The 1,451-nt window shown below is 69.3% G+C and carries 2 protein-coding genes; one reads left to right on the top strand and one right to left on the bottom strand.

What is annotated here, in order from left to right:
* On the top strand, positions 1 to 451 hold a 451-nt coding region (locus Q8M82_RS02775; protein WP_305689855.1), incomplete at its 5' end, for a lipoprotein N-acyltransferase Lnb domain-containing protein.
* Positions 452 to 610: 159 nt separating this feature from the next.
* Here the strand turns inward: Q8M82_RS02775 and Q8M82_RS02770 are convergent.
* Complete coding sequence (locus Q8M82_RS02770; RefSeq protein ID WP_371126211.1) at positions 611 to 1,417, bottom strand: ABC transporter ATP-binding protein; 807 nt, start codon at positions 1,415 to 1,417, stop codon at positions 611 to 613.
* Positions 1,418 to 1,451 lie beyond the last annotated feature (34 nt).

Below are 1,451 nucleotides of genomic sequence, written 5' to 3'. Positions count from 1 at the left end.
CCGCAGCTACGAGATGGCCTATGTCGCGGCACCCGAGCGCGATCTCGTCGGCCTGCGCAGCCATGCCCGCAAGGAGGATGTCCGCCTCTTCCGGATCGCCGCGACACCGGCCCAGGCCCGCGACGTGCTGCTGGCCTATGTCGCGGACGTCAACGAACTGGCGGGCCGGCCGCGCTGGTACAACACGCTGACGACCAACTGCACCACGGTCGTCTACACCCTGGTCGGCTCGGTCGCGCCGGCCTGGAAGTTCTCGCTGCCGCTCGATCCGCGCGTGCTGCTCTCAGGCTTCCTGCCCGGCTATCTCCAGCGCATCGGTGCGGTCCGCAGTGACATCCCGCTCGACGAACTGGTCCGCCAGGCCCGGATCGGCGAGCGCGCGCGGGCAATCTCGCTCGACGATCCCGACTTCTCGAAGAAGATCCGCGAGGGCGTGCCGTTGGGGCGCTGAAGTCCGCCGTGAGGTCCCTCAGCCCTCATCCTGAGAAGCAGCCGCAGGCTGCGTCTCGAAGGATGCTCCAGATGGTTCCGGAGCCTCCTGGACCATCCTTCGAGACGCCGCGTCCCGCGGCTCCTCAGGATGAGGGCTGAAAATACCTGGAGACGACTCTCAGATCGCCGCGCCATCGCTGACCGTGTCCGCGCCGAGCCCGAGGCGGATCGAGCGGACGATGTCGGCCTCCGCCGCACCGCCGCGCTTGCGCGGATGCGGCTCGGTGATCTTGTGCTCGGCGATGATCTGTCCCGGAGCGCCCGACAGGATCACCACCCGGTCGGCGAGATAGGCGGCCTCGTCGATGTCGTGGGTGACGAAGAGGATGGTCTTGCCCGTGCGCTGCCAGACGCGGACCAGCTCGTCCTGCAAGCTCTCGCGGGTCAGCGCGTCCAGCGCCGAGAACGGCTCGTCCATCAGCAGGATCTCGGGCTCGACCGCGAGCGCGCGCGCCAGCGAGACGCGCTGGCGCTGTCCGCCCGAGAGCTGATGCGGCCAGCGCTGCGCGAGTGCTCCCAGCCCGACGAGATCGAGCATCGCCTGGGACCGCGCCAGCCGCTCGGCCCGCGGCGCCTGGCCCTCGAGCCCGAAGCCGACATTGGCGATCACCTTGCGCCAGGGCAGGAGCCGCGAATCCTGGAAGACCAGCGCCACCGGGCGTCGCGTGCTGTCGGCGGCATGGATCACGACCTCGCCGGCACTCGGCTTGGCGAGGCCCGCGATGACCCGCAGCAGCGTCGATTTGCCGACGCCCGACGGCCCGACGATGGCGAGGAACTCGCCGCGCGCGACCGAGAGGTCGAGCTGGCGCAGCACCTGCGTCGCCTCCCCGTCGCGGGTGAAGGTCAGGGAGAGGCCCAGGATCTGGATCACAGGGTTCTCGATGACGGGCTTGTCGGTCACGCTTTCCAACGCAGCACCCATTTCTGGAAGGCGACGAACAGGGTGTCGAGGAAGC

This window comes from Allobosea sp. (genome assembly GCF_030694325.1).
GTDB lineage: Bacteria > Pseudomonadota > Alphaproteobacteria > Rhizobiales > Beijerinckiaceae > Allobosea.
The sequence above is the reverse complement of the archived record's forward strand: the minus strand, read 5'-3'. Positions and strand labels throughout refer to the sequence as shown.